The following is a 6,287-nucleotide window of genomic DNA, read 5'->3' on the forward strand; positions in this document are numbered from 1 at the left end:
CATCGCACTCCACGCCAACCGCGAACGCATCAAAGCCCAATCCGGCTTCCACTGGTGGCCCGGCCGCGTCCAACCGAGCTGATCAAACGGATTTCGTATCATACGTCGCGCCGGAACAGATCCGTGATCAGCACCCCCCATACATCGGGGCCCAGGACATCGCGGCCCGCCTCGCGCAGGCTGGCGCGCAGGGTGGTCATGGCGCTGTTCGAGGTAAAGGCACCATCGAAGCCGCCGCTGTTGGCATGGTCGAACAGCACCTGCAGGAAACGGTCGCGCAGGCGGGGTTCCAGCCGCTGCAGGCGTTGCTCGGCCTCCTTTCCAAGTTCCAGGCTCAGGTTGATGACCATCAGGGCATCGACATTGCCCCCCCGCAACAGCGGCACCACGAACTGATCCGCCATTTGCACCACCTCAAACACATCCGCGGGCTGGGCGGATTGCGCCGCCGGTTCCATTTCGGCCTCGGCATCGGGTTCGGCCTCGGCGGGTTCGGGGACGGGGCGCAGCATGTGGCCCGCCGCCATTCCCCCCAGCAATCCGGCAAGGACGATGATTATGGAAAGGATCTTGATCATGGCGCCTGTCTCCCTGCCGGCCGCGTTCAGAACGGGCTGATGATTTCCGTGATCTGTTCGCCATAGCGCGGTTGCTGCACGGTCGAGATGATGCCCCGCCCGCCATAGCTGATCCGCGCGCCGGCCATCTTGTCATAGGTGATCTCATTCTGGCGCGAGATATCCTCGGGGCGAACGAAGCCCGTGACCACCAGGTCGCGCAGTTCATGGTTCACCCGGACCTGCTGGCTGCCCTCGATCCGCAGCACACCATTGGGAAGGCGCTCCACCACCGTTGCCGCAATGCGCAGGGTCAGGCGTTCGTTGCGCTGGATCGACCCGCTACCCGCAAAGGCACTGTTGTTCTGCGTTTCAATCAGATTGCCCGCCTGGGCATCCCCCGCCAGCCGCCGGTTCAGAAGCTGAGGCAACCCGAAGAACTGCGGCACACCCATGGATTGCGACCCGCTGCGATTGCGCCCCGAATTGCTGGACATCTCGGCCCGGTCGTCGATTTCGATCACCACGGTCATGATATCCCCCTGCCGCCCGGCGCGCCGGTCGCCCAGCAGCGAACGCTGGCTGGCCGACCAGAGCGAGGCGCCATCGGTGGCCGAGCGGCGGTCGGTACGTTCCGGCAGCGGCACGTTATAGAGTGCCTGATGCGAGAATGTGTCCCCCGTGGGCGTGAACTCCGGGGCACGCCCGACCTCACTCAGCGGCTGGCAGGCGGCCAGAACCAGCGGAACGCACAGCAATAGCAGAAAACGGCGCATCGAAGCCCCCATGGTGTTGTCAGTTTGCAAAGACTTCGACCGTGCCGTCATTGGTCACGGTTCCGGTAAGGCTGTTGCGCGAGGACAGGTTCATCACCCGCACCTCTTCTCCTAATGCCGCGCGGCCCAGGGCACGGGCCTCGGTCATGATCAGAAGCCCGCCGCGGCGATAGACCAGCCGCACGGTCTGGTTGCGCTCCACCAGCGCCGCCGGGGCCAGATCGCTCAGCAGCACGGGGCGGCCCGGGTAAAGCGCCACGCGCGCCTCCAGGCCCAGCACCTGCACGGCCTGCGTCGCTGCCCCCGGCACGCTGTGGGCCGAACGGGTCACATCATCCGGGCCCAGCACTTCGGTCGCCCGGACCAGCCGCGTGGTGACCAATGCCTCGGCCAGCGCCGGAAGTGGCACCAGCACCGGCAGGATCAGGGCAAGTGCCCGCGCCGCCTGCAGGATACGCTGCCGGGTCATCACCGCACCTGCGTGGTGGCCGCAAGGATCTGATCGGCGGCGGTGATCACCTTGGCGTTCAACTCATAGCCGCGCTGGGCCTTGATCAGCTCGGTCACTTCGCGCACCGCATCGACCGAGCTTTCCTCAAGATACCCCTGCCGCAGCGTGCCCAGCCCGTCGGTGCCCGGATCCCCCACGAAGGCCGGCCCCGAGGCCTCGGTCTCCACGAACAGGTTCGAGCCGATCGCCTCCAGCCCCTTTTCATTGGTGAAGCTGGCAAGTGCGAACTGGCCCAGCCGTTCGGGTTCGATCCGGTCGCGGAAATAGGCCCAGACCTCGCCCTCGGCATTGATGGACAGGGCGCGGGCGTCATTGGGTATGGTGATGCCGGGGGCGACCTCGAACCCGTCCGAGGTGACGATCAGCCCGTCGCCGGTGCGGTGCAGGGCGCCGTCGCGGGTATAGGCGGCGCGCCCGTCGGGCAGGACCACCTCCAGCATTCCGCGCCCTTCGATGGCCACGTCCAGCTCGCCCCCGGTCATGGCCGAGGCGCCCTGCGCCAGATGCATGCTGACCGCCGCCGGACGCACCCCCAGCCCCACCTGAACCCCGGTGGGCAGCATGGAGCCGTCGGTGGCGCTGATGGCCCCGGCGCGGGTCTGTTGCTGGTAATGCAGATCGGCGAATTCAGCCCGGCGCGCGTTATAGCCGGTGGTGCTCATATTCGCGAGGTTGTTGGCGATGGTATCGACGCGCAGCTGCTGCGCGCTCATCCCCGAAGCGGCGATCTGGAGGGCTTTCATCCGGTCTCTCCCATACGGTGCCTGGTGCTTGGCCCTTAGCGGCCAAGCGTCTGGATCACGTTGCGCTGGCGTTCGTCTTCACGCTCCAGCAGGCGCTGGCCCTGCTCATAGGCGCGCTGCACGGCGATCATGCGCGACACTTCGGTCAGCGGGTCCACGTTGGACCCTTCGATAAAGCCCTGCACGATCACCGGCGCCTCGATCGGCTCGAACCCTTCCTCCACCCGGAACAGGCCGCCGGCTTCGCGCTGCAGGTCCAGCGGGTCGATGGGCCGGTGCAGGCCGATTTCCGCCACGGGCTGGCCATCGGCGGACATGGTGCCATCGCGCGCCACGGCAATCCCCTGCGCATCGGGCGGCACGAAGATCGGCGCCCCTCCGGCATCAAGCAGGCGATGACCGTCCATGTTCACCAGTTCCCCGGCGGGCTTGGGGGTGAAGGTTCCGGCGCGCGTCAGCCGTTCGCCGCGCGGGGTTTCGACCAGGAAAAAGCCCTCCCCCTCGATCGCCAGATCGAAGGTGCCGTTGGTCTGGATCAATGCGCCCTGGGTCTGGATGATCTGGCGCGTGTCGCCCAGGGCCATCGAAAGCGATTCCTCAGGCCCGTCCAGCCCGCGGACGAACTCCGAAAACACCACCCCTTCACGCCGGAATCCGGTGGTGTCGGCATTGGCGATGTTATGGGCGATGACCTGCATTTCGCGGGCCAGCCCCGTCTGGCGGGTCAGGGCGACATAGGTTGCATTGTCCATCGGGTCAGCCTCCGGCGATCAGGGGGACGATATGGGTCTGGAAGAAGGCCACCAGGGTCGAGGACATGAAGCTCATGGACAGCCAGAAGACGGCGATGATGGCCGCAAGCTTCGGCACGAAGGTCAGCGTCATCTCCTGGATCGAGGTCAGCGCCTGAAACAGGCCCACCGTCACCCCCGAGATCAGGGCCGCGGCCAGAATCGGGGTGGAGATCATCACCGCAACCAAAAGTCCCTGGCGCATGGTGTCGAAGAATTCCGCTTCGCTCATGGCTCAGACCGGCATCCGCAGGATTTCCAGATACGCCTCAACCACCTTGTTGCGCACGGTCACCGCGGTTTCGACGGCCAGTTCTGCCTCGGCCAGGGCGGTGATCAGGTTGTGGGGATCCGCGCCTTCGACCAGGGTTGCGTTGGCGGTCTGTTCCCCGCGGGCCAGGGTTTCGGCGAAGCTTCCGGCGGCCTTGGACATGGCCTGTGGCGCACCGGCGGGGTCGGGGGCCGTAGCGGGGCGGGCGGCACCGTAGACACGGGCCGCAGCGACTGAGGTGATATCCATTTCGGGGTCTCCTTCTGAAGCGGGCGCCCTGCAGGGCAGATGGCGCTGGACATGCAATGTCACGCGGCGGAGATTCCGCCGCGGCTGAAATCATCGGCGCAGGAGTTCCAGCAATCCCTGGGACATCTGCCGCGCCTGGTCGAACATGCGCAGATTGGCCTCATAGCTGCGCTGCGCTTCGCGCGCGTCGGCAACTTCAAGGATTAGATCGACATTCGATCCCAGGTAATGGCCGGTGTCATCGGCCAGCGCATGACCCGGGTCATAGATCATGGGCAGATCACGCCGGTCCAGCCGCACCGGGCCCAGTTCCACGCCTGGGCGATCATTGGCGTACCAGCCTGCGGCGGCCTGGCGGAACTCCACCGTCTTGCGGCGGTAGCCGGGGGTGTCGGCATTGGCGATGTTTTCGGACACATGGCGCAGGCGGCTGGCCTGGGCCTGCATCCCCGAGGCGGATTGGGCGAAACTGCTGAAAAGATCGGACATGGGAGTGCCTCTGATTATCGGCCAAGGCTGGCGCGCAGGATGTTGCGGGCGCTGGAATAGACCGACAGGGCGGTTTCATGATCCAGCCGCGCGCGGGCGGCCTGCATCATCTGATGCTCCAGCGATACAGTGTTGCCATTGGGTTTCTGGGTGGCGGGCGCGCGCTCCGGCCGGGCCTGGGCTGAAACATGGCCATCGGAACTCAGGTGTCCCGGACGCGTGGCGCGCAAGGGTTCGAAGCCCCGCATCATCGCGCCGAATTCCGGCAGGACCCTGGCGCGGTAACCGGGCGTGTCGGCATGGGCGATATTTGTGGAAATCACGCCCTGGCGCGCCGCGGCATGAAGCGCGGAATTCTGGGCAAGCTGCATGATGTCTGGCGTAAGCATCCGGGGTTCTCCCTTTGTCTACACCAAGCCTTAAGGGTGATTCCTTTAGAAACCGTAATTGCCCACCCCAACGGCCATGATCAGGAGAATGAAGATGTTCGATCAACTGCATGCAGGCCTGGCCAGCATTCGTCCCTTTGCCCGCTGCGGGCGGGTCAAAGCCATGGAAAACGGCGTCATTTCGCTCGCAGGTCTGGCGGGCGACGCGCGCATGGGCGACCGGGTGCGGATAGATCCTGCCGGCGGCGGGGCGCTTTCGGCCGAGGTACTTGGCCTGGACCGCGAATCGGTTCGTGTGCTGCCCGAGGATGCGGGCGACGGCGTGGCGGTGGGCGATCTGGCGGTGCTGGAAGGGCCTGTGGGAATCGCCCCGGATGACAGCTGGATCGGACGGATCGTGGATCCGTTCGGGGCCCCGCTGGACGGTCGCCCCCTGTTGCCCGGCCCGCACAGCCGCCCCCTGCGCAGCCCCGCCCCCGACCCTGTCCAACGCGGGCGACTGGGCAGGCGGCTGGCCACGGGCATGGCCGTGTTCGACACCATGCTGCCCCTTGTCGAAGGACAGCGGATGGGCCTGTTTGCGGGGTCTGGTGTCGGCAAATCCATGTTGCTGGGAAAATTCGCCACATCCATGCAGGCGGATGTGGTGGTGATCGCCCTGATCGGCGAACGCGGCCGCGAATTGCGCGATTTCGTCGAAGATGTGCTGGGCCCGAAGGGACTGGCGCGGACGGTGGTTGTGGCCGCAACCTCGGATCGCTCACCTCTGGTACGACGGCGCTGCGGCTGGGCGGCCATGGCCGTGGCCGAGCATTTTCGCGACCAGGGGCGCCATGTCCTTCTGCTGGCCGACAGCATCACCCGTTTTGCCGAAGCGCACCGCGAGGTGGCGCTGGCCGCAGGCGAACCGGCCAGCCTGCGCGGCTATCCGCCGTCGCTGTCGCATACGGTCATGTCCCTGGCCGAACGCGCCGGACCCGGGGCGCAGGGACAGGGCGCGATCACGGCGCTCTTCACGGTTCTGGTGCCGGGTTCGGATATGGAAGAGCCGGTGGCGGACACCCTGCGCGGGGTGCTGGACGGGCACGTGGTCATGGACCGTGCCATCGCCGAACGGGGCCGCTTTCCGGCAGTGGATGTGCTGCGGTCGGTCTCGCGCAGCCTGCCCGCCGCCGCCACGCCCGAGGAAAACGCCCGCATCGCCGAGGCCCGCCGCCTGCTGGGTGCCTATGACCGGGCCGAGATGATGATCCAGGCCGGGCTGTACGAGGCGGGCTCGGACCCGCTGGTGGACCGCGCCATCCATGTCTGGCCGGACCTCGATGCCTTTGTCGGCCGCGACTCTCCCGGCGGCATCGCCCAGAGCTTCGCCATCCTGTCGCGCCATCTGGACGCACCCGCCCCGCCGAAGCGCTAAGCGCCGCCGCGCATGCTAACGGGCGCCGGTTGTATCGGCGCCCGTTGATTTTGTTGTGTTTTGGTTTTCAGGTGCTTGCGTTTCTGCGTGCCTT

The 6,287-nt window shown here is 66.4% G+C and carries 10 protein-coding genes; 1 reads left to right on the forward strand and 9 read right to left on the reverse strand.

The window, feature by feature from the left end:
• Positions 1–98: 98 nt before the first annotated feature.
• From HUK65_RS17795 to HUK65_RS17835, 9 genes are all read right to left on the reverse strand, one after another.
• Positions 99–578 carry a flagellar basal body-associated FliL family protein gene (locus tag HUK65_RS17795; RefSeq protein ID WP_179907607.1) on the reverse strand — a complete coding sequence of 160 codons (480 nt, stop codon included), beginning with the start codon at positions 576–578 and terminating at the stop codon, positions 99–101.
• 26 nt (positions 579–604) lie between these two features.
• On the reverse strand, positions 605–1,333 hold the full coding sequence (flgH, locus tag HUK65_RS17800) for a flagellar basal body L-ring protein FlgH (protein WP_179907608.1): 729 nt from the start codon (positions 1,331–1,333) through the stop codon (positions 605–607).
• 19 nt (positions 1,334–1,352) lie between these two features.
• Positions 1,353–1,802 carry a flagellar basal body P-ring formation chaperone FlgA gene (gene flgA, locus HUK65_RS17805; RefSeq protein WP_179907609.1) on the reverse strand — a complete coding sequence of 150 codons (450 nt, stop codon included), beginning with the start codon at positions 1,800–1,802 and terminating at the stop codon, positions 1,353–1,355.
• Positions 1,802–2,587 carry a flagellar basal-body rod protein FlgG gene (flgG, locus tag HUK65_RS17810; protein ID WP_179907610.1) on the reverse strand — a complete coding sequence of 262 codons (786 nt, stop codon included), beginning with the start codon at positions 2,585–2,587 and terminating at the stop codon, positions 1,802–1,804. Before flgG ends, flgA begins: the two co-directional genes overlap by 1 nt.
• A gap of 35 nt (positions 2,588–2,622) precedes the next feature.
• Positions 2,623–3,339: a flagellar hook-basal body complex protein gene (locus HUK65_RS17815; RefSeq protein WP_179907611.1), complete on the reverse strand. Its 717-nt coding sequence runs from the start codon at positions 3,337–3,339 to the stop codon at positions 2,623–2,625.
• Positions 3,340–3,343: 4 nt separating this feature from the next.
• Positions 3,344–3,610, reverse strand: coding sequence for a flagellar biosynthetic protein FliQ (locus tag HUK65_RS17820; protein ID WP_179907612.1), 267 nt, complete (start codon positions 3,608–3,610; stop codon positions 3,344–3,346).
• 3 nt (positions 3,611–3,613) lie between these two features.
• A complete protein-coding gene (gene fliE, locus HUK65_RS17825) occupies positions 3,614–3,898 on the reverse strand; it encodes a flagellar hook-basal body complex protein FliE (protein WP_179907613.1) in 285 nt (94 codons plus the stop codon).
• Between the two features lie 90 nt (positions 3,899–3,988).
• Positions 3,989–4,387 (reverse strand): flagellar basal body rod protein FlgC, encoded by a 399-nt coding sequence (gene flgC / locus HUK65_RS17830; RefSeq protein ID WP_179907614.1) that lies wholly within the window; start codon positions 4,385–4,387, stop codon positions 3,989–3,991.
• A 14-nt stretch (positions 4,388–4,401) separates the two neighbouring features.
• Complete coding sequence (locus HUK65_RS17835) at positions 4,402–4,776, reverse strand: FlgB family protein (protein ID WP_179907615.1); 375 nt, start codon at positions 4,774–4,776, stop codon at positions 4,402–4,404.
• A gap of 94 nt (positions 4,777–4,870) precedes the next feature.
• On the opposite strand from HUK65_RS17835, the gene HUK65_RS17840 reads away from it, so the two are divergent.
• On the forward strand, positions 4,871–6,193 hold the full coding sequence (locus HUK65_RS17840) for a FliI/YscN family ATPase (RefSeq protein ID WP_235442253.1): 1,323 nt from the start codon (positions 4,871–4,873) through the stop codon (positions 6,191–6,193).
• Positions 6,194–6,287 lie beyond the last annotated feature (94 nt).

Source organism: Rhabdonatronobacter sediminivivens (assembly GCF_013415485.1).
Lineage (GTDB): Bacteria > Pseudomonadota > Alphaproteobacteria > Rhodobacterales > Rhodobacteraceae > Rhabdonatronobacter > Rhabdonatronobacter sediminivivens.